This window comes from Mycobacterium sp., from assembly GCF_965229265.1.
GTDB lineage: Bacteria > Actinomycetota > Actinomycetes > Mycobacteriales > Mycobacteriaceae > Mycobacterium.
On sequence record NZ_CBDDIY010000010.1, the window covers coordinates 180,585 to 202,872 of the forward strand.

A 22,288-nucleotide genomic window follows, 5' to 3' on the forward strand; every position below is an offset into this window, starting at 1 on the left:
ACGAAAGTCGACGGAGTCGGCAATCCGAGCTGACCGGGATCCGACAGGGGCGGTCCACGGGCTCGCGCATCTCGGATGGTCAACGCCGAGAAGGGCTTTCGTCAGGGCACAGCCGAGCGGGGCTCGGCTGTGCTATTTCTTGGTCAGCTCGACGTTCATGGCTGCTCCGTCATCGCCGGTCTCGGCATACTGGCCCTGGATCTTGCCGTCGACGAGGCTGCCGCGGAAGATGCCGTCGTTGTCGGTGATGAGGATGTCGCCGGTCGGGCCGATGACGCCGTCGACGATCTCCTTCTGCGGCGCTTCCCCTTCGCGGGTGTATTCCTTGTACCCGGCGAAACCCTGGCCGTCGGCCTTGTCGATCACCACGGTCTGGTTCACCCACGTGACCGGAACGCCCTTCTCGAAGCCGGCCCCCGTCTGCACCCAGGTGCCCTTGAGGTCGGCGCCCTTCGGCGCGGACGGCGACGAGTGGGAACTGCAAGCTCCCAGGGCGAGGACGGCGACGGCGCCGAGGGTGGCCAGGGCAGCGCGAGTCATGGGACTCCTAATGGTGTGGGGTGGCTGTGACGTCGCTGTCAATTTAGACCACCGGGTGGTCGGGGTTGCCGATTACCAGCCGCGCTCGCGCCATTCGTCAAGATGCGGGCGTTCGGCGCCCAGGGTGGTGTCATCGCCATGACCGGGATAGACCACCGTCGCGTCGTCGTAGGCGCCGAACACCTTGGCGTTCACGTCGCCGAGCAGTTGTTCGAAGCCGCCGGGCTCCCAGGTTTTGCCGACCCCGCCGGGGAATAGGCAGTCGCCGGTGAACAGCTGGGTGGCCGTGCGCTCGCCGGTGGGTCGCAATGCCAGGGCCACCGAGCCGGGGGTGTGGCCGCGTAGATGGATGATGTCGAAGACGAGGTCACCGATGGTGATGGTGTCGCCGCCGGCCAGGAACCGCTCCGGCGGTACGGGCAGCGGCTCGGCGTCGAGCTGGTGGGCGGCGGTGGGTGCCCCGGTCGCCTCGGCCACGGCCGCCAGCGCCTGCCAGTGGTCGTAGTGCTGATGGCTGGTCACGATCAACGCCAGTTTCGGGGCGTACTCACGCACCAGTTCGACGAGTAGATCCGGATCGTTGGCGGCATCGATGAGCAGGCTCTCACCGGTGTGGGAACAGGTCACCAGGTAGGCGTTGTTGTCCATCGGGCCCACCGACATCTTGATGATGGTGGCGCCGGGCAGCGTCCGGCGCGCGGCCGTCTGCGATTCGACGTGTCCGGTGTAGGTGTCGTCGACGACTGTCATGGTCGCCACGTTACTTGTCGGTGGGTCGACATAGCATGGGGACCAATGAGCCGCGCGCGAGATGATCTGTTCCCTCGGCGGCACCGTCGTGCCCACAAACCCGCAGGAAGGGGAGCTGGTGGCTGACCGGCTGATAGTCAAGGGCGCGCGGGAGCACAACTTGCGCGGCGTCGATCTGGACCTGCCTCGCGACAGTCTGATCGTGTTCACCGGGCTCTCCGGATCGGGCAAGTCCTCGCTGGCGTTCGACACCATTTTCGCCGAGGGCCAACGTCGCTATGTCGAGTCGCTGTCGGCCTATGCCCGCCAGTTCCTGGGCCAGATGGACAAACCGGACGTCGACTTCATCGAGGGTCTCTCACCGGCGGTCTCGATCGACCAGAAGTCCACCAACCGCAATCCGCGCTCGACGGTCGGCACCATCACCGAGGTCTACGACTACCTGCGTCTGCTCTACGCCCGGGCCGGTACCCCGCACTGCCCGGTCTGTGGTGAGCGCATCGCCCGGCAGACCCCCCAGCAGATCGTCGACCAGGTGCTGGCCATGGACGAGGGCCTCCGGTTCCAGGTCCTGGCCCCGGTGGTACGCACCCGCAAGGGCGAGTTCGTCGACCTCTTCGACAAGCTCAACAGTCAGGGCTACAGCCGGGTGCGGGTGGACGGCGTGGTGCATTCGCTCACCGACCCGCCCAAGCTCAAGAAGCAGGAGAAGCACGACATCGAGGTGGTGGTCGACCGGCTCACGGTCAAGGCCAGCGCCAAGCAGCGGCTGACCGACTCGGTCGAGACCGCGCTGAACCTCGCCGACGGCATCGTGGTCCTGGAGTTCGTCGACCGGGAAGAAAATGACCCGCACGGTGATCCCAGAGAGCAGCGGTTCTCCGAGAAACTGGCCTGCCCCAACGGCCATCCGTTGGCCGTCGACGACCTGGAGCCCCGGTCGTTCTCGTTCAACTCGCCCTACGGTGCCTGCCCGGAATGCAGTGGCCTGGGCATCCGCAAGGAGGTCGACCCCGACCTGGTCGTCCCCGACCCCGACCTGACGCTGGCCGAAGGCGCCGTCGCACCGTGGGCGATGGGCCATACCGCGGAGTACTTCACCCGGATGATGGCCGGCCTGGGTGAAGCGATGGGCTTCGACGTCGACACACCCTGGCGCAAGCTTCCGGCCAAGGCTCGCAAGGCGATTCTCGAGGGTTGCGACCAGCAGGTTCACGTGCGCTACAAGAACCGCTACGGCCGTACCCGGTCGTACTACGCCGAGTTCGAGGGCGTCATGGCGTTTCTGCACCGCCGCATGGAGCAGACCGAGTCCGAGCAGATGAAGGAACGCTACGACGGGTTCATGCGGGATGTCCCCTGCCCGGTCTGCAACGGCACCCGGCTCAAGCCGGAGATCCTCGCGGTCACGCTGGCCGCCGGCGACCTCGGCGCGAAGTCGATCGCCGAGGTGTGCGAGCTGTCGATTGCCGACTGCTCGGAGTTCCTCAACGAGCTCACGCTGGGCACCCGGGAGCAGGCCATCGCCGGGCAGGTGCTCAAGGAGGTGCAGTCGCGGCTGGGTTTCCTGCTCGACGTGGGGCTGGACTACCTGTCGCTGGCCCGCGCGGCGGGCACTCTGTCCGGCGGCGAAGCGCAGCGCATCCGGCTGGCTACCCAGATCGGGTCTGGTCTGGTGGGCGTGCTCTACGTCCTCGACGAGCCGTCGATCGGGCTGCACCAGCGCGACAACCGACGCCTCATCGAAACCCTGACGCGGCTCAGGGATTTGGGCAATACGCTGATCGTCGTCGAACACGACGAGGACACCATCGCGCACTCGGACTGGGTGGTCGACATCGGTCCGGCCGCCGGCGAGCACGGCGGACAGGTGGTGCACAGCGGCCCGTACGCGGAGCTGCTGCGCAATCCGGAATCGATCACCGGGGCCTACCTGTCGGGCAAGATGCGCATCGACGTCCCGGAGATCCGCCGCCCGGTCGACCGGCGCAAGCAGCTCACCGTCATCGGCGCCCGGGAACACAACCTGCACGACATCGACGTCGCGTTCCCGCTCGGGGTGCTGACCGCGGTGACCGGGGTGTCGGGCTCGGGCAAGTCCACGCTGGTCAACGACATCCTGGCCGCGGTGCTGGCGAACAAGCTCAACGGGGCGCGCCAGGTCCCGGGCCGCCACACCCGGATCAACGGGCTGGAGCATCTGGACAAGCTGGTGCGGGTGGACCAGTCGCCGATCGGGCGCACCCCGCGATCCAATCCGGCGACCTACACCGGAGTGTTCGACAAGATCCGCACATTGTTCGCCGCCACCACCGAGGCCAAGGTGCGCGGCTATCAACCGGGCCGGTTCTCGTTCAACGTCAAGGGCGGTCGCTGCGAGGCATGCTCGGGTGACGGCACCATCAAGATCGAGATGAACTTCCTGCCCGACGTCTACGTTCCCTGCGAGGTTTGCCACGGCGCCCGGTACAACCGCGAGACCCTCGAGGTGCATTACAAGGGCAAGACCATCTCCGAGGTGCTCGACATGTCCATCGAGGACGCGGCCGAGTTCTTCGAGCCGATCACCGGTATCCACCGCTACCTGCGCACCCTTGTCGACGTGGGGCTGGGCTATGTGCGGCTGGGCCAGCCGGCACCCACCTTGTCCGGGGGTGAGGCGCAGCGGGTGAAGCTGGCCGCCGAGCTGCAGAAGCGGTCAACCGGCCGCACCGTCTACATTCTCGACGAGCCGACCACGGGTCTGCATTTCGAGGACATCCGCAAGCTGCTCAAGGTCATCAATGGTCTTGTGGACAAGGGCAATTCGGTGATTGTGATCGAGCACAACCTCGACGTCATCAAGACCTCGGACTGGATTATCGACATGGGTCCCGAGGGCGGTTCCGGCGGCGGTACGGTCATCGCACAGGGCACTCCCGAGGATGTCGCTGCGGTGCCGGAAAGCTACACCGGCAAGTTTCTCGCCGAGGTGCTCGCCGCTCCCGCGCCGAAACGGGTGACCCGGCGTCGCAAGGTCAGCGCCTGAGCCGCCACACGGGTTCAGGGCTGGTCGTGATTGTGCAATGCGGCCCGGATCTCTTCCAGCTTGTCGTGCGCAGCCTTCTGGCGGGCCTCGTACTGCTCCTCGACGCGGCGACCCTCGGGTGTTTCGGCATCCAATTCCGCTGAGCCCAAGGCGGTTCCGTACCTGGTTTCGATCTTCTCCCGCACCGAATCGAAGGTGGGGACACCCGAGGCGGTGTATCCGGTGTCGGTCTCGGGGGCCGGTACCGGAGTCACCGGGTGGGCCGGGGTCGGATCGGGTGCGGGTGCGTCGGCCATAGCGTCACCGTACTCCCGGCGACCGCTGTCAGCCCTGGACCGTCGGGCGGATAGTGATGTCACCGATCTCGATATCGCGTGGTTGCTCGATGGCAAAGGCGATCGCCCGGGCGACCGCCTCCGGTGGCATGCCGAGGCGTTCCATTTCGGCCCGGGCCGCCCGACGCGCCTCGGGGTCGTCGATCGAGGAGTCCAGCTCGGTGTTGACATACCCGGGGGAGATCGAGGTGGTGCGCACGACGCCATCGGTCGATTCCTGGCGCAACCCCTCCAGCAGGGTGCGCACGGCGTTCTTGGTGCCGGCGTAGACCGCCATGGTCGGCACGATCTTGAGTCCGGCCGTCGAAACGACCGTCACGAAATCACCGTGCCCCTGGGCGCGGAAGACCGGCAGTGCCGCGGCGATGCCGTGCAGGACGCCACGCACGTTCACGTCGATCATCGCCGACCAGCCGTCGACGTCGAGCTCGCTCATCGGCCCGATCCTGCTGATGCCGGCATTGCCGACGAACACGTCGAGGCGCCCGAACTGCTGTACGGCCACGTCGACCAGCCGCTCCACGTCGGCGCGCCGTGTCACGTCGATACAGGCGGTGGCAACCGCCCCGCCCGCATGGCGAATCTCCCCGGCGATGTCGTCGAGCCGCTTTTCGCGTCGAGCACCCAGAACGACGCTTGCTCCGCGCGCAGCCAGCAGCCGGGCGGTCGCGGCGCCTATGCCGCTGCTGGCACCCGTGATGGCGACGACTTTTCCGCTGCTGGCTGACATGACAACCCCTTCGCAGGACTAAAGTGGACACGTATCCGCTTAACTCCCCACGGTAGCGGACACGTGTCCGTTTGTCTGGTGCGAAGGGGTTGCCATGTCAGCGCCGCGGCGAGCCGACGCGACCGAGAACCGGGCTCGGATCGTCGAGGCGGCTCGCCGGCTCGTCGTTGGGCCCGGTGAGCTGAGGCTCAACGAGGTCGCGAAGCTGGCCGGTGTCGGTCAGGGCACGTTGTACCGGCACTTTCCCACCCGCGACGACCTGCTCATCGAGGTGTACCGCGATGACGTCGAGGCGCTGGTCGCGGCCGCCCCGGCGCTCTTGAGCCAGGTGCCACCGGCCCAGGCGCTGGAAAGCTGGCTACGTCGGGTAACCGACTATGCCCGGGTGAAGCGCGGCGTATTCGCGGCCGTCACGGCGAGCGTGCGGTCCGATCTGGCCGGTCACAGCGCCGGTTCGATCGCCGGGGTGATCACCGCGCTGCTCGATGCCGGGAAGGCCGACGGGACGGTGCGGCGCGACGTCGACGCTCGCGACGTCATCCTCCTGCTCAGCGGCCTGATGAAGGTCGACGACGACGAATGGGATCCCCGCGCCGATCATCTGATCGGCATCATCCTGGCCGGCCTGCGCCAGTAGCTGTGCCGCCGGAGATCACCGCACCCCGGGCGGCCCGCCCGCGGCCGCGATCGTGACGGGCCCCGGTGGTTGCATCGGCGGCCCGGGCAAACCGACGGTTGGGACGCCGGGGGTGCCGATCTGGGCGGCCAGCCAGGGCAGCGCCGCGGTGAATGCGCGGGCGGCGAAGGGCCAGTCGTGCTTGCCCGGCTGGGCGACCACCGAACAGCTGATGCCGTTGGCGCTTCCCAGCGCGCACAGTGTGTTGGCGGCGGCGGTCTGGTCGCCCGGGTTCGGGCTGGCGTCTCGCCCCCCGAGGCCGGTGGCGCCGACCTCGACCACCGACGGCGTGCGGTGCTGGGCCGACGGATTGCCCGAGATCGCGAACCAGCCGGAGACGCCTTGGTAGCGAGGGTGATTGGTGATCACAGTCGTGGGATCGAAGCTGGCATAGGCGGCCGCGTCGCCGCCGAAGAGCCGGGCGATCGTCTGGCTCTTGTCGCCTGAATTGGGTGCCAGATCGCCCGCGATGTCCTCGAAGGTGCTGAACTTCTCCGGGTGCATGGTCGCCAGATCGACCGCGCAGGTGCCGCCCATGGACCAGCCGACCACGCCCCAATTCGCTCGATCGGGGCTGACGCCGAAGTTTGAAATCATGTAGGGGAGAACATCTTTGGTCAGGTGATCCGCGGAGTTGCCGCGCGGGCCGTTGACGCATTCGGTGTCGTTGTTGAATGCGCCGCCGGAATCGACGAACACGAACACCGGCGCGTTGCCGTGATGTGCGGCCGCGAATTCGTCGATCGTCTTGACGGCGTTGCCCGCTCGCAGCCAGTCGGCCGGGGTGTTGAACTCGCCGCCGATCATCATCACGGTGGGTAGCTTCGGTGGTGGGTTGGTGGCGAAGTAAGCCGGGGGCAGATACACCAATTCGCCGCGGTGGGTGAAGTGTGAGGCGTCGGACGGGATGGTCACCGGCACCACCGTGCCGGTCGCCGGCATCGCGTGGTGGATCACCATCGCGGTAACGGTGGCGCGGTCGGTCTGATCCGGCAGTGGTCCGGCAGTCAGCTGGTTCCAGGCGGTCGCCACGGTGGGGAAGTAGCCCACCCACACGTTGAGCATCATCGCCGAGGACAACGCACACAGCGGCACTGCGGCCGCCGACACCCCGCGCCGCCACCACCGGGCGCTGCGCCAGCCCACGACCGCCACCATCACCGCAACGCCGGTCAGCGCGATCCACACCCATAACTGTTGGGGCGCCGGATCGCCGGCCAGGCCATCATCGGCGATGCTCCAGTGGGCGTAGGCCGCCGCCGCGACACCGACGGCTGCCGCCACCGGCAACCACAGCAGCCGCCACCGCCGTGTCCGCCAGCCCACAGCCAGCACCAGCGCGGCGCCGGTCACGATCTGCACGGTCAGCGGCACCCAGCCGTGGATCAACGAAATGTGTTGCTGGCTCGCCAGGTCCGCCAGCCGCGCGTCGGCGACCATCGTCGTCGAAGGTGTCACGGGTACATCGTGACCACACTTCCTTGAGGGTCGCTGTGAGGACGCTGTCGACTACCGTGGCCTGGCCAGCGGGAAGGGCAGCGTCTCGCGGATGCTCCGTCCGGTGATCATCATGACGACCCGGTCGACACCGACTCCCAGGCCGCCGGTGGGCGGCATGGCGTATTCCATCGCCTGCAGGAAGTCCTCGTCGAGCGACATCGCCTCGGGGTCGCCGCCGGCGGCCAGCAGCGACTGCTCCTGCAGCCGACGGCGCTGTTCGACCGGATCGGTGAGTTCGCTGTAGGCCGTTCCCAATTCGACACCCCAGGCCACCAGATCCCAACGCTCGGCGACCCCCGGCTTGCTCCGGTGCGGCCGGGTCAGCGGGGACACCGACGTCGGAAAGTCGGTGTAGAACGTCGGTGCCTCGGTACGGTCTTCCACCAGCCGCTCATAGATCTCCAACACCACTGCGCCGGCATCCCAATGGGTCAGGTACGGGATATGCGCGGCGTCGCACAGCCGGCGCAGCGTCGCCAGCTCGGTTTGCGCGTCGACCTGCTCGCCGAGTGCCGCGGAGACGGCGTCGTGCACAGAGGTGACCGTCCACGCGCCGGAGATGTCCACGGGCTCGAGCTGATCCTCGTGGTGGTCGCGGGGCCGCATCACGACCGCCGAGCCGTTGGCGGCGATCGCCGCGTTCTGGATCAGTTCCCGGCAGCCGTCGATCCAGACCCGGTAGTCGGCGTGCGCCTGGTAGGCCTCCAACAACGTGAACTCGGGGTTGTGGCTGAAGTCGACGCCTTCGTTGCGAAAGGCCCGGCCCAGCTCGAAAACCCGCTCGACACCACCGACGCACAGCCGTTTGAGGTACAGCTCGGGGGCGATGCGCAGGTACAGGTCCAGGTCGTAGGCGTTGATGTGGGTCTTGAACGGCCGGGCGTTGGCTCCACCGTGGATCTGCTGCAGGATCGGGGTCTCGACTTCCAGGAAGTCCTTGGCGAACAGGGTTTCCCGGATCGAATGCAGGACATTGCTGCGGGCGCGGATCAGATCGCGCGCCTGACGGTTGATCGCCAGGTCGACGTAGCGGGCGCGTACCCGTGCCTCCGGGTCCTGCAGTCCCTTCCACTTATCGGGTAAGGGGCGCAGGCACTTTCCCAGCATCCGCCACTGCTTCACCAGGATCGAGCGGGTGCCGTTCTTGCTGTAACCCATGTGCCCGGTCGCCTCGACGAGGTCGCCGAGGTCGACAGCGGCGAAGTCCTCGGCGGCGCCGTCGAGGTCGGACTTGTCCAGCAGCAGTTGCACGTCACCGGACCAGTCGCGCAGCTGGGCGAAGATGACACCACCGTAATCGCGGGTGCGCAGGATTCGGCCGGCGACGCTGAGCGTCACGTCGTCGTCGGCCGCCAGGGCCTGGGCGACGGTGTGGCTGGGGGGCTTGCCGACGGGGTAGGCATCGATCCCGTTGTCCTGCAACGTTTTCAGCTTCGCCATCCGGACCCGTACCTGGTCGGGCAGCCGCAGCTCGTCATTCTTGATCGGCCCGGTGGCAGGTTCGGCGTTGTCCGGCGCGCTGCCGTCGGCGTGCAATCGTCCGGTGGCCACCAGGTCGTGGGGCACCGACGAATGGTGGCCGGTGTGCTGCTTGGTGCGGCGCGAGAACGGCAGCACCAGGAAACCCTCGGCGATGACTGAGGCGACGCCTACCCTGGGGATCAGCCGGGCGTCCTCGTAGCAGGCGTATCTGGGCACCCACTGCGGCTGGTATTTCATGTTCGACCGGTAGAGCGTCTCGAGCTGCCACCATTTCGAGAAGAACACCAGGACCGCCCGCCACAGCCGGGCAACCGGACCGGCACCCAGCTGGGCGCCCTGCTCGAACGCGGCGCGGAACATCGCAAAGTTCAGCGACACGCGGGTGACGCCGATGTCTTCGGCGTTCTGCAGAAGTTCGGTGACCATCAGCTCAATGGTTCCGTTCGGCGAGTTGGGCGACCGGCGCATCAGGTCCAGCGACAAGCCGTTATTGCCCCACGGTGCCAACGACAACATCGCGACCACCTGGCCGTCGCCGTCCGATCCCGCGTCGCCCTGAACCGCCTCGACCAGCAGGCAGTCGCCGTCGGCGCTGTCGCCGAGCCGGCCCAGCGCCATGGAGAAACCGCGTTCGGTTTCGGTGTCGCGCCAGGCGTCGGCGCGTTTCACCACCTCGGCCATCTCCTCGGCGGAGAACTCGCGGTGCCGACGCATCCGGACGGTCAGCCCCGCGCGGCGGGCGCGGGTGACCGCCTGGCGGACGGCGCGCATGTCGGGGCCGGACAGGTGGAATTGGTCGGGGTAGAGGATCGCCTCGTCGCCCAGTTGCAACGCGTTGAGGCCGGCCTCCCGGTATGCCTGCGCGCCGGTGGAACTGGCACCCATCACCCCGGGCGCCCAGCCGTAGTCCTGGCACAGGCAGAGCCACGCCGTGATCGCCTGCTGCCAGGCGCGCGGGTCGCCGATGGGATCACCGCTGGCCAGGCAGACTCCCACCTCGACGCGGTAGGTGATGGCCGAGCGTCCGTTGGGGGCGAAGACCACCGACTTGTCCCGACGGGTGGCGAAATATCCCAGCGAGTCGTTCTTGCCGTAGGTCTGCAGCAATCCGCGGATCGCCGATTCGTCCTCGCCGGTCAGCGCGTTCTCGGCGCGTTGCGACTGGAACAGCACGATAGCGGCCACCATGAGCGCCAGGGCGCCGAACAGACCCAGCAGGGCGTTGACGAACACGTGCGGATGACCGGTGAACGAATCGGCACCGGCACCGGCGAAGGCGCTGACCCGGTTCAGGGCGTACCAGAACCGGTCTTCGCGGGCCAGCGAGCCGGGGAAGAACTCCAGCAAGCCCCAGCCGACGAAGGTACCCACAGCCAGGCCGGCCACCAGGGCCGCGGCCGCCTTCAGCAGCGCACCGCGGCGCACCCGGGCCCAGAACTCCTTGTAGGCCAGCAGCAGAATGCCGATCGAGGCGAGGTGGAAGACCAGGCCGATGATCTCGCCGACGTCCACGGCCTCGGTCTCGCCGCCGGCGACGACATCGGCGATGTTCCACACCGCGGCGGCGGCCATGTAGAACACCAGAATCCACCAGGCGATGCGCTTGCGGGCCGCGAGCGCCGCGGCCAGCAATGCCAGGACGAACGCCCACGCGAAGCTGGTGTCGGGGAAGTTGAAGATGTAGTCGTTGATGAATTCGCGCGGGATCCTGATGAGGTGCCGCAGCACCGTGGACACACTCGACAACAGCGACACGGTCGCAATGACGCCGATGATCCAGCCGGCGGCGGCGGGCACCCAGTGGAATCTCGAGGTTGGCCGACTCATGGTGACGGTCATAGGCCGCGAGGATATTCGCTCGACATGCGAATTGTCTGTGCCGCGCTAGGAGACCGGGCCGGTGTATTTCTCGCCAGGGCCGCGGCCAGGCTCGTCGGGGGCAGCGCTGGATTCCCGGAAGGCCAATTGCAGAGTCTTCAATCCGTCACGGACCGGCCCCGCGTGCGGGCCGAGATACTCCGCCGAGGCGGTCACCAGGCCGGCCAGGGCGGTGATGAGCCGGCGGGCCTCATCGAGATCGCGGTGGTCGCTGGCGTCGGGATCGGGGGCGGCCAAGCCGAGTTTTTCGGCCGCCGCGCTCATCAGCATGACCGCGGCACGGGTGATGACCTCGACGGCGGGTATGTCGGCCAGGTCGCGGGTCGGCAGGCCTGCCTCAGGTGGCGTTGGTTCGGAATCCGTCATGCCTGCTAGACTGGCATGCACGACCGTCCCGGCGTACGCCAGGGACAGCAAGTGGAGTCCCACTCCCACCGTTGGCCACGGAGATTTCCGCAGGTACAACGGTCCGGTCACAGATGCCGTAATGGTATCTGGTCTGCGGTTTCGCAGGCGGCGCAAGCCGCGATCGGTCGGCATTGGGCCCTGCTTTAGGCAGGGCCCTTCTGTTCGATGGAACAGAGTGCTGGGAACTCCCCGAGCTGTTTCCCGAGCGTGACCCCGCGGTGGTCCGCAGAGGAACACGAACCAGGGAGGCCCCATCAGCACTGAGACCCGCGTCAACGAGCGCATCCGCGTACCTGAAGTCCGCCTGATCGGACCGGGCGGGGAGCAAGTAGGCATCGTGCGCATCGAAGACGCCCTTCGCGTCGCCGCGGATGCCGATCTCGATCTTGTCGAAGTAGCCCCGAATGCCAGACCTCCGGTCTGCAAGATCATGGACTACGGAAAGTACAAGTACGAGACGGCTCTCAAGGAGCGCGAGTCTCGCAAGAACCAGCAGCAGACCGTCGTCAAGGAACAGAAACTTCGTCCCAAGATCGACGACCACGACTACCAGACCAAAAAGGGTCACGTCATCCGCTTCCTCGAGGCGGGGTCGAAGGTCAAGGTGACGATCATGTTCCGCGGTCGCGAGCAGTCCCGGCCCGAACTCGGGTACCGGTTGCTGCAACGGCTGGGCGCCGACGTCGCCGATTACGGCTTCATCGAGACGTCCGCCAAGCAGGACGGCCGCAACATGACGATGGTGCTGGCGCCGCACCGCGGCGCGAAGACTCGTGCCAGGGCAGCGCACGACGCCGACGCACCACTGGCGCGCCGGGCCGAACCTACGCCCGAGCCCAGCACCGAGCAGCCGCAAGACACCGAAACAACGCAGAACTGAGGACACATGCCTAAGGCCAAGACCCACAGCGGGGCCAGCAAGCGCTTCCGCCGTACCGGCACCGGCAAGATCGTTCGGCAGAAGGCGAACCGTCGCCACCTGCTCGAGCACAAGTCGAGCCGCCGCACCCGTCGTCTCGACGGCCGCGCCACCGTGTCGGCCAATGACACCAAGCGTGTCAACGCGTTGCTGAACGGCTGAAACGCCGTAGCCCCCTTTGTTGTGACCGAACGAGAATAGGAAGACCGCAATGGCACGCGTGAAGCGCGCACTCAATGCCCAGAAGAAGCGGCGCACAGTACTGAAGGCGTCGAAGGGCTACCGCGGCCAGCGCTCGCGGCTTTACCGCAAAGCCAAAGAGCAGCAGCTGCATTCGCTGACCTACGCCTACCGGGACCGTCGTGCCCGTAAGGGTGAGTTCCGCAAGCTGTGGATCTCCCGCATCAACGCCGCAGCCCGCGCCAACGACATCACCTACAACCGGCTGATCCAGGGCCTCAAGGCCGCCGGTGTCGAGGTGGACCGCAAGAACCTCGCCGAGATCGCGGTCAGCGACCCGGCCGCGTTCACCGCGCTGGTCGAGGTGGCCAAGGCCGCCCTGCCGGAGGATGTCAACGCACCCTCCGGTGAAGCCGCCTGATAACGGCACTCACTGAACGATCCGCCCGGGTGGTGGCTGCAGCCAAACTGCAGCGCCACACCGGGCGGCGTCGTGCCGGGCACTTTTTGGCCGAGGGCCCGAATCTGGTCGAGGCGGCGGCGCGGCATGGGCTGGTGATCGAGGTGTTCGCCACCGAGGCCGCTGCGGCGCGCCACGCCGGGTTGCTGACCGGGTTAGCGGTCCACGAGGTGACCGAGCGGGCTGCAAAGGCGTTGTCGGAGACGGTGACTCCGTCGGGACTGATTGCGGTGTGCCGGATGCCGGACGCCGACCTCGACGCGGTGCTGAGCACCGCGCCCCGCCTGGTGGTGGTCGCCGTCGAACTCTCCGAGCCCGGCAATGCCGGCACGCTGATCCGGCTCGCCGACGCGATGGGCGCGGCAGCAGTGGTGTTCGCGGGGCACAGTGTGGACCCGTACAACGGCAAGTGCCTGCGCTCCTCGGCGGGCAGCATCTTCGCGGTCCCGGTGATACTCGAGCCCGACGCGGGCCTGGTCATAGCGCGGCTGCAGGCGGCGGGGTTGCAGGTGCTCGCGACCACCCTGGACGGCGAGGTCGGTCTCGACGACGCCGACCAGATGCTGGCCGCGCCGACCGCGTGGATGTTCGGCCCGGAAGCCCACGGCCTGTCGGCCCAGACGGCGGCGCTGGCCGATCACCGGGTGACCATTCCGATGGCGGGCGGTGCGGAGAGCCTCAATGTTGCTGCCGCCGCGGCGATCTGCCTGTACCAGAGCGCGCGGGCCATCCGCGGCGACTCAGGGCAGACCCGCTAGGTCGTACACCGCCATCGCGGCCGTCAGTTGCATGACCGCCGCCGGGTCGTCGAGATCCTGGTGGCAGAGCTTCTCGATGCGACGCAACCGCTGCGCCACGGTGTTGGGATGGATGACCAGTGTGGCCGCTGTCGCGGCCCGGTCTCGCCGGCACTCGATGTAGGCGCGCAACGTTGCGACCAGTTCGGTGCGGTGGTCGGCGTCGTAGTCGATCACCGGAGCTAAGGTGCGCAACGCGAAGGCGCTCAGCTTCTCCGGGTCGTCGATTTGCAGGAGGAGGCCCAGGATGCCGAGTTCCTCGACGGTGACCACAGTGCTGGTGCGCCCGGCCCGCACCGCGATTTCCAGCGCCCCCTTGGCAATTCGGTAGGAGTCACCGTATGCCTCGGAATCGTGCTCCGAGACGGCCACGGTCACCGCGACACCGGGAAGGGAAGCCTCCAGCGTCCGTAACACCATGGCGGGCACGGTGGGCAGCGGCTCCGAACCCGGCGGCACGACGTCGACGGGGGTGGCCGCCGGCGGCCAGAGCATCACGATGTGCCCGCCGTGCATGGCGACCAGCGGGCGCGGGCGGTAGCCGGCGGCGAGTTTGGCCACCTGGCTCAACGCCCGTTCGTAGTTGCGTTGCTCGCTCTGCCCGGTCGCCGCGCTCAGCGCGGCCACCATCGCCACGTGGGGCAGGTTCAGATCGTGGCCCAGCCGCTGAGCGCGCTGCAGCAGTGATGCTGGGGGAGCTGTTCGGCTGGACAACAGGTCGGCCAGCAGTTCCCCGCGCAGCCGATGCTCGACTTCGGCCGCGGTGCGAGCCCGCAGCAGTTCCAGGGCCACCACGAGCGATCCGTGCTCGACTGCCCGTAGGTCGATCGGATCGGCGGGGGAGTCGTTGCCGGGAAACCAGATTCGTGCCACCACCTCGCTGCCCAGCCGGACGGCACTGACGAACCACCCTGCGCCGTCCGGGCTCTCGCTGACGGATACCGGCGTGGAGCCGGCGTCGTCGGTGCCGTCGACCACCGTGGCCCGCCAGGCGGCGTCCGGAAAGCGGTCGCCGTCTCCGGCCAGCGCGAGCACACCGTGGCGGGCGTCGTCGATGAGCACCGGCCGGCCGATCAGCTCCTGCAAGGTTGCCGCGATCCCGTCCAAGCCGCCGGAGCGCAGCGTAACGTTGACCAGTCGTTGGTGGATCTGCTCGGAGCGCCGCAACGTATCCCGCTGCTCGCGCAGCGACACGTTGAGCGCGCGCAGTTCGTCGAGCCGGCTGGCCGAGGTCAGCGCGATCGCGGCGTGGTTGGCCAGCAGGGTCATGCGTTGCACGGCGTGCTGGGTGAATGTGTGAATCGGGGCGTAGTAGCCGTTGAGTGTGCCCAGGACCTCGTTGTGCGCGATCAGCGGCACCGCGATCACCGCGCGGTAGCCCTGCTCACGGGCGATACCGGCCCATAACGCGAACTCGGGCTCTGCGGTCACGTCTCGGATCGCCACCGGCATGCCGGTGTGAAAGGCGCGGCTCGAGGGCGAGGTGCTATCCAGCTGGATCGGCCGGTCGGAGTTGACCCGCTCGACATAGTCGTCGGACAGTCCGCTCCAGCCGGCGATGCGCAGCCGGCGGCGCGGCGGATCCGGCACCAGGACACCGCAGAAGTCGAACCCGAGCAGTGTCCGCGCGGTGTCGGCGACCAGGCTGAGCACCTGGTCGACGTCGGCATCCGCGGTCGCGGCCGCACTCAGTACCCCCAGTGCGTCCAGCCAGGTCAGCAATTCCAGTCCGGGGCGCTGAGCCGACGACGGGGCAGCCATGCCCGCCATTCTGCCCGACAGATGTCATCAGTGACATGAATCAGGCAAAAGTATGTCTGCTGCGACATTGCTGGGCCGTTGGTGCGTGACGACACTCATAGTCATCTCCCGATGTTCAACAGACCACGGATTTGAGGACCCATGAGCTACGCCGACGCCGAATCGCCGTCCCGCACAACGGATCTCGGCAACGGTGCACCTGCGGTCCGAAGCATCCTCAACCCGTCGACCGGCGCCGTGATCGCCACCGTTGCCGAGGGGGCGGCCGTCGAGGTGGACGCGGCGGTGGCTCGAGCCCGCGCGGCATTCGACAGCGGGCCCTGGCCGCAGCTGGCACGCAGCGAGCGCGGCCGGCTGCTGCTGCGCCTGGCCGATGCGATCGAAGCGGCCAACGAACGGCTCTACACCCTTGAAGCGCAGAACAACGGTCGCCCGATCACCGAAACCAGGGCACAGCTGTCGCGGGTTCCGGAATGGTTCCGCTACAACGCCGGACTGCTGGCCGCGCAGCGTGCCGCGGTGCTGCCCGGCGACGGGCCGTACCTGACCTACCAACAGCGCCTTCCACTAGGGGTCTGCGGCATCATCACCCCGTTCAACCATCCCATGCTGATCCTGGCGCGCAGCCTGTCCGCCGCGCTGGCCAACGGCAACACGGTGGTGGTCAAACCGTCGGAGCTGACTCCGCTGACCACCCTGGCGCTGGCCGACATCCTGCGCCAGGCCGGGCTTCCCGACGGGGTGTTCTCCGTGGTCACCGGCGGGCGGGCCGCCGGACAACGCCTTACCGAGCATCCCGACATCGCGAAGATCACGCTGACCGGCGGCACCGAAGCCGGTCGCTCCGCGGCGGTCGCGACGGCGTCGCGGTTCGCCCGGGTAACCGCCGAACTCGGCGGCAAGACGCCGGTCCTGGTCTTCGACGACGTCGACCCGGCGACGGCCGCGGAGGGGGCGGCCTTCGCCGCGTTCGTCGCGGCTGGTCAATCCTGCGTCGCTGGTTCACGATTCCTGGTCCAGCGCGGAATCTACGACCGCTTCGTGGATGCGCTGGCGACCCGTGCCCGCGCGATCCGGGTGGGTGACCCCAGCCTGCCCACCACCCAGATGGGGCCACTGATCAGCGCCACCCAGCGCGACAAGGTGCGTGCACTGATCGACGCCGGCCTCGCCGAGGGGGCGCGGCTGGCCGCCGGCGGCGGGGCCCCGGATTTGGCGCCGCCGCTTCAGTCCGGCTTCTTCCTCGAACCGACCGTGCTGTCCGAGGCCACCATGGCGATGTCGATCGCCAGCACGGAGATCTTCGGGCCGGTCGCCGTGGTGATCCCGTTCGACGACGAGGCCGACGCCGTCCGCATGGCCAACGACAACCGCTACGGGCTGGGCGCGGGTGTCTGGACCACCGACGTCGCCCGCGCACACCGGGTCGCCTCCCGCATCGTCGCCGGAATGGTGTGGGTCAATGACCACCACCGGTTGGAGCCCTCGTTGCCGTGGGGTGGCGTCAAGGAATCCGGGATGGGCAAGGACGCCGGAACCGAGTCCTTCGACGACTTCTCCTGGGTCAAGACCATCGTGGTGCGCACCGCCGCCGAACCGGTCGACTGGTACGGCGACCGGCAACCCGAACGGCTGAACTGATCCGTCACGCCCAATCGACAACGTAGCGAGGGGAATTCAATGGCGATAGACACCACGGCCGGGGCCCGGACGGGTACCGGCTGGCGCCGGGACATCACCCGGACCCAATGGCTGGTGCTGGCCGGCACGACACTGGGCTGGGGACTCGACGGCTTCGCCGGCAGTCTCTACGTCCTCGTGCTCGGTCCCGCCATGACCGACCTGCTGCCCAACAGCGGAATTGAAGCCACCCGCGCCTCGATCGGCGTCTACGGCGGGCTGACGATGGCGCTGTTCCTCGCCGGATGGGCGACCGGCGGCATCCTATTCGGCATCCTGGCCGACTATTTCGGCCGCACCAGGGTGTTGTCCGCGGGGATCCTGACCTACGCGGTGTTCAGCGCCGCGGCGGCATTCGTCGACAACTGGTGGCAGCTGGGCATCCTGCGCTTCATCGCCGGCTTGGGCTCGGGGGTGGAGGCCCCGGTCGGGGCCGCACTGATCGCCGAGACCTGGCGGAACCGGTTCCGGGCCCGGGCCGGCGGGGTGATGATGGCGGGCTATGCCGCCGGCTTCTTCGCCGCCGCCGGTGCCTACGCGCTGCTGGGCAGCCAGGGCTGGCGCGCCATGCTGCTGCTGGCGGGCCTGCCCGCCATCGTGGTGTGGTTCATCCGGCGCTTCGTGCCCGAACCGCCGGAGATCAGCGCCCACCTGCATTCGCGGCGCCAACGGAAAGCCCAGGGCACCAGCACATCCCACGATCGATTCGTGCTGCTGCGGCTGTTCAGCCCGCCGTTCCTGCGGCCGATGCTGGTGTGTACGGCCCTGGCCACCGGTGCGCTGATCGCGTTTTGGAGCGTATCCACCTGGTACCCGCAGATCATCAGGCAGTTGACCGTGGCTGCGGGTCTGCCGCCGACCGTGGCCGATCACCGGGTGGCGGTCGCGGCGATGCTCTTCAACGCCGGTGGCATCGTGGGCTACGCCTCCTGGGGGTTCATCGCCGACCTGATCGGTCGCCGCACGACCTTCCTGATGAGTTTTCTGGTGTCGACGGTGAGCATCGCGTGGGCCTTTCCGTTCGCGCGCAGTTACACCGAATTCCTCTCCGCCATGCCGGTCCTGGGATTCGGGCTGTTCGGTGCACTGTCGGGCACCTTCATCTACGCCCCCGAATTGTTCCCGCCCAGCGTGCGGGCCACCGCGCTGGCCGTCTGCAACAGCGTCGGGCGGTATGTCACCGCACTCGGCCCGCTCACCGCCGGCGTCATTGCCACCAGATGGTTCGGCGGAAACCTCGGTCAGGCCACCGCGTGGGTGGCCGCACTGGGACTCATCGCCATCGTCGGGCTGGCCTTCGCCGCTGAGACCCGGGGCGAGCCGATGCCGGCCGACCCGGGCGCAGAGGTAGCTGTCCACCACGACGAAAAGAGCGAATCGTGAACGAATACTCCAGCGCGACGGCCGTCGTCATCGGCGGATCCATCGGCGGGCTTACCGCGGCACTGCTGTTGCGGGATCTGGGTTTTCGAGTCGATGTCTACGAACGCACCCCCACTCCACTCGACGGGCGGGGCAGCGGAATCGTGCTGCAACCGGATACGGTGCGCTGGTTCGCCGAGCGCAGCAGCCAGCAGCTGGCCGATCTGCAGACCTCGAGCTCCTATGTGCAATACCTGCAACACGACGGCGAGGTCGTCCACCGCGAGAAGGCAACCTGGACCTACACGTCCTGGGGGACGTTCTACCGAGCACTCCTTGCCGACTTCGGTACCGAGCATTATCACTACGGCGAGTACGCCTGCGGTTTCAGCCAGGACGACGACCGGGCGACGGTGCGGTTCGTCAGCGGCGCGACCGCATCGGCGGAGCTGGTGATCTTCGCCGACGGCATCACCTCCACCGCGCGGGAACGCTTCGACCCCGATGCCACGCTGCGCTATTCGGGTTATATCGGCTGGCGCGGCACGGTGGCCCAGTCGGTGTTGACCTCGCAGACCCGCGCCCTGCTCGACGATGCGATCACCTACGACGTTGTGCCGCACTCGCACATCACCATGTACCCGATACCCGGTGAGGAGGGCCTGGGGGCGGCGCACCGGCTGATGAACTACGTCTGGTACCGCAACGTGCCGGCGGGCCCGGAGCTGACCGAGCTGGTGATCGACAAGCGGGGGTTCCAGGGTTCGGTATCGGTGCACCCCGGGCAGGTGCAGGACCGCTACGTCACCGAGATGCGCGAGGCGGCCGCGGCCTTGTTCGCGCCGGCAGTCGCCGAGGTGGTCACGGCAACCGCCAACCCGTATCTGCAAGTCCTCTACGACGTCAGGTCCGCGCGGATGGCACAGGGCCGGGTCGCCCTCATCGGCGATGCCGCGTGCGCGTCCCGGCCGCACGCCGCCGCCGGGACGGCCAAGGCCGCCGCCGACGCCTGGGCGCTGGCCGCGGCACTGGGCGATGCCGGCGGTGACATCGCCTCGGCGCTCACCAAATGGGAGCCCGCCCAGCTTCAGCTCAGCGACGCGCTGCTGCGCCGGGTCGTGGACATGGGGGAGCGCTCCCAGTTCCACAACACCTGGCGTCCCGGTGACCCCGACCTGCGTTTTGGACTCTACGGACCTGGGCGATAGACCCACCGACGAAAGGAAACACCATGACCGACAACAGATTCTTGGCCGATCTGCCTCTGGCAGGCGATCTCGTCGCAACCGACTTCGAAAGCTGGCCCGACTGGCTGCGAACCGAGTTCGCCGAGCACGCGTACGACGGCAACGTCGGGTCACGGCTGCTCAGCGAGAACGACCGGGTCCGGGTCTGGGAGATCCGGCTTGCCCCCGGCGAACGCTGGCATGCCCATCGCCACGTGCTGGACTACTTCTGGACCGCCGTCAACGCCGGTCACAGTCGTCAGCACACCCACGACGGCACCACCCGCGAAGTCTCCTACGAAGCGGGTGAGACGCGCCACTTCCACTTCGGTGCCGGCGAGTTCCTTTTGCACGACATCGAGAACATCGGGGAGGATGAACTGGTCTTCACCACCGTCGAACACCTCGACAGCGCCAACACCGCGCTCGACCTGAGCCACCCGACGAATGACCGGCGAGGTGAACGGTGATCACGACCCCACTGGCGGACGGGGTCGTCGACGTCCACGCGCACTGGCTGCCGCGGTCGCTGTTCGGTCTCCCACCGGGGGCGCCGTACGGGCCGATGCACGATCGGGGCGGCCAGCTCTACCTCGGCGACCTGCCGCTGTCCATCGCCACCGAGGCGATGAGCGATTCGGTGGCGACCCTGGCCGACATGGACCGCGCGGGGGTGGGGGTGCGGGTGCTGTCGGCGCCGCCGTTCGCCTTCCCGCTGCAGCCCGGGCCCGAAGCCGCCACATACGCCGATGATTTCACCACCGCGCTGGGTGAGCTCGTCGGGCGCTCATCCGGGCGTCTGCTGGGAATGGGGGTGGTCACCCTCGGCGACAGCGCCGAAACCACCCGTCAACTCGAAACGATGGCAGGCGTCGACGGCATCGCCGGAGTGGCGATTCCACCGCTGGTGGGCAGTGGATCCCTGGACAGCGATCCGCTCCGGCACGTTCTCGTCGAGGCGGCCCGGCTGAACCTGGCTGTTCTGGTTCACCCCATGCAGCTGGCGCGCCCGGAGTGGTCGCAGTACTACCTGACGAACCTGATCGGTAACCCGGTGGAATCGACCACCGCGGTCGCCACCCTGTTGCTCAGCGGACTGATCGACGAGCTGCCCGGCCTGCGGATCTGCTTCGTCCACGGCGGCGGTTGTGCGCCAGGGCTGGTCGGCCGCTGGACGCATGCGTGGTCCGCCCGGGCAGATGTCAGTGCCCGAGCGCCGCGCCGGCCCAGTGAGTCCTTCCACGACCTGTACTTCGACACCGTCACCCACGGCAGCGCGCAGCTGGCGATGCTCGGCGAGCTCGCCGGCGTGGACAAGATCCTCTGCGGTAGCGACTACCCTTTCGACATGGGTGATCCCGAACCCGCCCGCTTCGCCGTCGAACAGGGGCCAGGACCGGATGCGCTGCGCCGAGCCGCGCAGGCATTCCTGGGATTGCACGCCCACCGGACGACCGAGCGGGCCGTGTCATGACCAGCCACCTGTTCACCCCGCTGACCCTGCGCGAGGTCACCTTCGCCCACCGGGTCTGGATGTCGCCGATGATGCAATTCTCGGCGGTACCGGACGGCCCTCAGATGGGCTCACCGACGGACTGGCACCTGCAACACCTTGGGTCGCGCGCGGTCGGCGGTGCGGCGCTGGTCATGGTGGAGGCAACCGCCATCGATCCGGTCGGCCGCAGCAGCATCTACGACGTCGGACTGTGGAATGACCTTCAGGTCAGCAGCTTTCGCCGCATCACCGGTTTCATCTCCGACCAGGGGGCGGTGCCGGGGATCCAGCTCGTCCACGCCGGGCGCAAGGGGTCGACCGGGCGGCCGTGGCCGGACGACGCGCGGCAACCCCAGACTTGGCCCACGGTTGGCCCGAGCCCGGTGCCCTTCGGCCGATTGCCCGCACCGGCCGAACTCGAGGTGAGCCAGATCGAGTCGATTGTGCAATCCTTCGCCGAGGCGGCGCGCCGCGCGGCGCTGGCCGGCTTCCAGGTGCTCGAATTGCACGGCGCGCACGGGTATTTGATCCACCAGTTCCTGTCTCCGCAGTCCAACACGCGAACCGACCGCTACGGCGGAAGCCTGGAGAATCGACTGCGATTCGCGCTCGAGGTGGTCGCCGCGGTTCGCCGGCAATGGCCCGACGAGTTGCCGCTGTTCTTCCGGGTCTCGGCGACCGACTGGCTGGCCGGTGACACCGAGGATTCCCGTCCCGGCTGGACGCTGGCCGATTCGGTGGCGCTGGCGTCCCGGCTCAAGGGACTCGGCGTCGACCTGATGGACGTCTCCACCGGTGGGCTGGTTCCCGATGCGAAGATCCCGGTCGGGCCCGGTTACCAGGTGCGGTTCGCCGAAGTCGTCCGCGACAAGGCCCAAATGCCGACGGCCGCAGTCGGAATGATCACCGAACCGGAGCAGGCTGAGGCGATCATCGCCGGCGGGCAGGCCGACGCGGTGTTCCTGGCCCGCGCATTGCTGCGCGATCCGATCTGGGCCCGCCGCGCCGCCGACAGCCTCGGCGCGCCCCTAGCGCACCCGCCGCAGTACACCCGGGCCTTCCGTTGACCCGTCGCCAGGTC

General features: G+C 68.0%; 20 protein-coding genes. 12 read left to right on the forward strand and 8 right to left on the reverse strand.

Annotation, left to right across the window (positions count from 1 at the left end; genetic code table 11):
- Window positions 1–132: 132 nt before the first annotated feature.
- Window positions 133–540 carry a hypothetical protein gene (locus ADBZ9K_RS03055; protein WP_526618430.1) on the reverse strand — a complete coding sequence of 136 codons (408 nt, stop codon included), beginning with the start codon at window positions 538–540 and terminating at the stop codon, window positions 133–135.
- 72 nt (window positions 541–612) lie between these two features.
- Window positions 613–1,290 carry an MBL fold metallo-hydrolase gene (locus ADBZ9K_RS03060; RefSeq protein WP_526618431.1) on the reverse strand — a complete coding sequence of 226 codons (678 nt, stop codon included), beginning with the start codon at window positions 1,288–1,290 and terminating at the stop codon, window positions 613–615.
- A gap of 118 nt (window positions 1,291–1,408) precedes the next feature.
- Here ADBZ9K_RS03060 and uvrA point away from each other — a divergent pair, with 118 nt between their 5' ends.
- Complete coding sequence (uvrA, locus tag ADBZ9K_RS03065) at window positions 1,409–4,318, forward strand: excinuclease ABC subunit UvrA (protein WP_526620682.1); 2,910 nt, start codon at window positions 1,409–1,411, stop codon at window positions 4,316–4,318.
- A 14-nt stretch (window positions 4,319–4,332) separates the two neighbouring features.
- Here the strand turns inward: uvrA and ADBZ9K_RS03070 are convergent, their stop codons facing one another.
- Both ADBZ9K_RS03070 and ADBZ9K_RS03075 read right to left on the reverse strand, forming a co-directional pair.
- A complete protein-coding gene (locus ADBZ9K_RS03070) occupies window positions 4,333–4,614 on the reverse strand; it encodes a hypothetical protein (protein WP_526618432.1) in 282 nt (93 codons plus the stop codon).
- Between the two features lie 28 nt (window positions 4,615–4,642).
- Complete coding sequence (locus tag ADBZ9K_RS03075; RefSeq protein WP_526618433.1) at window positions 4,643–5,383, reverse strand: SDR family oxidoreductase; 741 nt, start codon at window positions 5,381–5,383, stop codon at window positions 4,643–4,645.
- A gap of 94 nt (window positions 5,384–5,477) precedes the next feature.
- On the opposite strand from ADBZ9K_RS03075, the gene ADBZ9K_RS03080 reads away from it, so the two are divergent.
- The gene (locus tag ADBZ9K_RS03080; RefSeq protein WP_526618435.1) at window positions 5,478–6,020 is read left to right on the forward strand and encodes a TetR/AcrR family transcriptional regulator; all 543 of its coding nucleotides are present in this window, start codon (window positions 5,478–5,480) and stop codon (window positions 6,018–6,020) included.
- A gap of 15 nt (window positions 6,021–6,035) precedes the next feature.
- Here the strand turns inward: ADBZ9K_RS03080 and ADBZ9K_RS03085 are convergent, their stop codons facing one another.
- The 3 genes from ADBZ9K_RS03085 to ADBZ9K_RS03095 form a co-directional block, all read right to left on the reverse strand.
- The gene (locus tag ADBZ9K_RS03085; RefSeq protein WP_526620684.1) at window positions 6,036–7,499 is read right to left on the reverse strand and encodes an alpha/beta hydrolase; all 1,464 of its coding nucleotides are present in this window, start codon (window positions 7,497–7,499) and stop codon (window positions 6,036–6,038) included.
- 69 nt (window positions 7,500–7,568) lie between these two features.
- Window positions 7,569–10,880, reverse strand: coding sequence for a bifunctional lysylphosphatidylglycerol synthetase/lysine--tRNA ligase LysX (lysX, locus tag ADBZ9K_RS03090; RefSeq protein WP_526618436.1), 3,312 nt, complete (start codon window positions 10,878–10,880; stop codon window positions 7,569–7,571).
- Between the two features lie 45 nt (window positions 10,881–10,925).
- On the reverse strand, window positions 10,926–11,285 hold the full coding sequence (locus ADBZ9K_RS03095) for a DUF1844 domain-containing protein (RefSeq protein WP_526618438.1): 360 nt from the start codon (window positions 11,283–11,285) through the stop codon (window positions 10,926–10,928).
- 295 nt (window positions 11,286–11,580) lie between these two features.
- Between ADBZ9K_RS03095 and infC the strand changes: the two genes are divergently transcribed.
- From infC to ADBZ9K_RS03115, 4 genes are read left to right on the forward strand one after another with little or no spacing between them, the layout of a single operon-like run.
- Window positions 11,581–12,207 (forward strand): translation initiation factor IF-3, encoded by a 627-nt coding sequence (infC, locus tag ADBZ9K_RS03100; protein WP_526620685.1) that lies wholly within the window; start codon window positions 11,581–11,583, stop codon window positions 12,205–12,207.
- A 6-nt stretch (window positions 12,208–12,213) separates the two neighbouring features.
- Window positions 12,214–12,408, forward strand: a complete 195-nt coding sequence (rpmI, locus tag ADBZ9K_RS03105; protein ID WP_526618439.1) for a 50S ribosomal protein L35 — start codon at window positions 12,214–12,216, stop codon at window positions 12,406–12,408.
- A 49-nt stretch (window positions 12,409–12,457) separates the two neighbouring features.
- On the forward strand, window positions 12,458–12,847 hold the full coding sequence (gene rplT, locus ADBZ9K_RS03110; RefSeq protein ID WP_011780528.1) for a 50S ribosomal protein L20: 390 nt from the start codon (window positions 12,458–12,460) through the stop codon (window positions 12,845–12,847).
- The gene (locus ADBZ9K_RS03115) at window positions 12,847–13,644 is read left to right on the forward strand and encodes a TrmH family RNA methyltransferase (RefSeq protein ID WP_526620687.1); all 798 of its coding nucleotides are present in this window, start codon (window positions 12,847–12,849) and stop codon (window positions 13,642–13,644) included. Before rplT ends, ADBZ9K_RS03115 begins: the two co-directional genes overlap by 1 nt.
- Here ADBZ9K_RS03115 and ADBZ9K_RS03120 read toward each other — a convergent pair.
- Window positions 13,627–15,444, reverse strand: coding sequence for a helix-turn-helix domain-containing protein (locus ADBZ9K_RS03120; protein WP_526618441.1), 1,818 nt, complete (start codon window positions 15,442–15,444; stop codon window positions 13,627–13,629). The genes ADBZ9K_RS03115 and ADBZ9K_RS03120 overlap by 18 nt on opposite strands.
- A gap of 141 nt (window positions 15,445–15,585) precedes the next feature.
- On the opposite strand from ADBZ9K_RS03120, the gene ADBZ9K_RS03125 reads away from it, so the two are divergent.
- From ADBZ9K_RS03125 to ADBZ9K_RS03150, 6 genes are read left to right on the forward strand one after another with little or no spacing between them, the layout of a single operon-like run.
- Window positions 15,586–17,085, forward strand: a complete 1,500-nt coding sequence (locus ADBZ9K_RS03125; RefSeq protein ID WP_526618443.1) for an aldehyde dehydrogenase family protein — start codon at window positions 15,586–15,588, stop codon at window positions 17,083–17,085.
- Between the two features lie 39 nt (window positions 17,086–17,124).
- Window positions 17,125–18,507 carry an MFS transporter gene (locus tag ADBZ9K_RS03130; RefSeq protein WP_526618444.1) on the forward strand — a complete coding sequence of 461 codons (1,383 nt, stop codon included), beginning with the start codon at window positions 17,125–17,127 and terminating at the stop codon, window positions 18,505–18,507.
- On the forward strand, window positions 18,504–19,694 hold the full coding sequence (locus ADBZ9K_RS03135) for an FAD-dependent oxidoreductase (RefSeq protein ID WP_526618446.1): 1,191 nt from the start codon (window positions 18,504–18,506) through the stop codon (window positions 19,692–19,694). Before ADBZ9K_RS03130 ends, ADBZ9K_RS03135 begins: the two co-directional genes overlap by 4 nt.
- 23 nt (window positions 19,695–19,717) lie before the next feature.
- Window positions 19,718–20,182, forward strand: coding sequence for a cupin domain-containing protein (locus ADBZ9K_RS03140; protein WP_526618447.1), 465 nt, complete (start codon window positions 19,718–19,720; stop codon window positions 20,180–20,182).
- A complete protein-coding gene (locus tag ADBZ9K_RS03145; protein ID WP_526618449.1) occupies window positions 20,179–21,186 on the forward strand; it encodes an amidohydrolase family protein in 1,008 nt (335 codons plus the stop codon). The genes ADBZ9K_RS03140 and ADBZ9K_RS03145 overlap by 4 nt, the downstream gene beginning before the upstream one ends.
- Complete coding sequence (locus tag ADBZ9K_RS03150; protein ID WP_526618451.1) at window positions 21,183–22,274, forward strand: NADH:flavin oxidoreductase/NADH oxidase; 1,092 nt, start codon at window positions 21,183–21,185, stop codon at window positions 22,272–22,274. Before ADBZ9K_RS03145 ends, ADBZ9K_RS03150 begins: the two co-directional genes overlap by 4 nt.
- The last annotated feature ends 14 nt before the right edge of the window (window positions 22,275–22,288 follow it).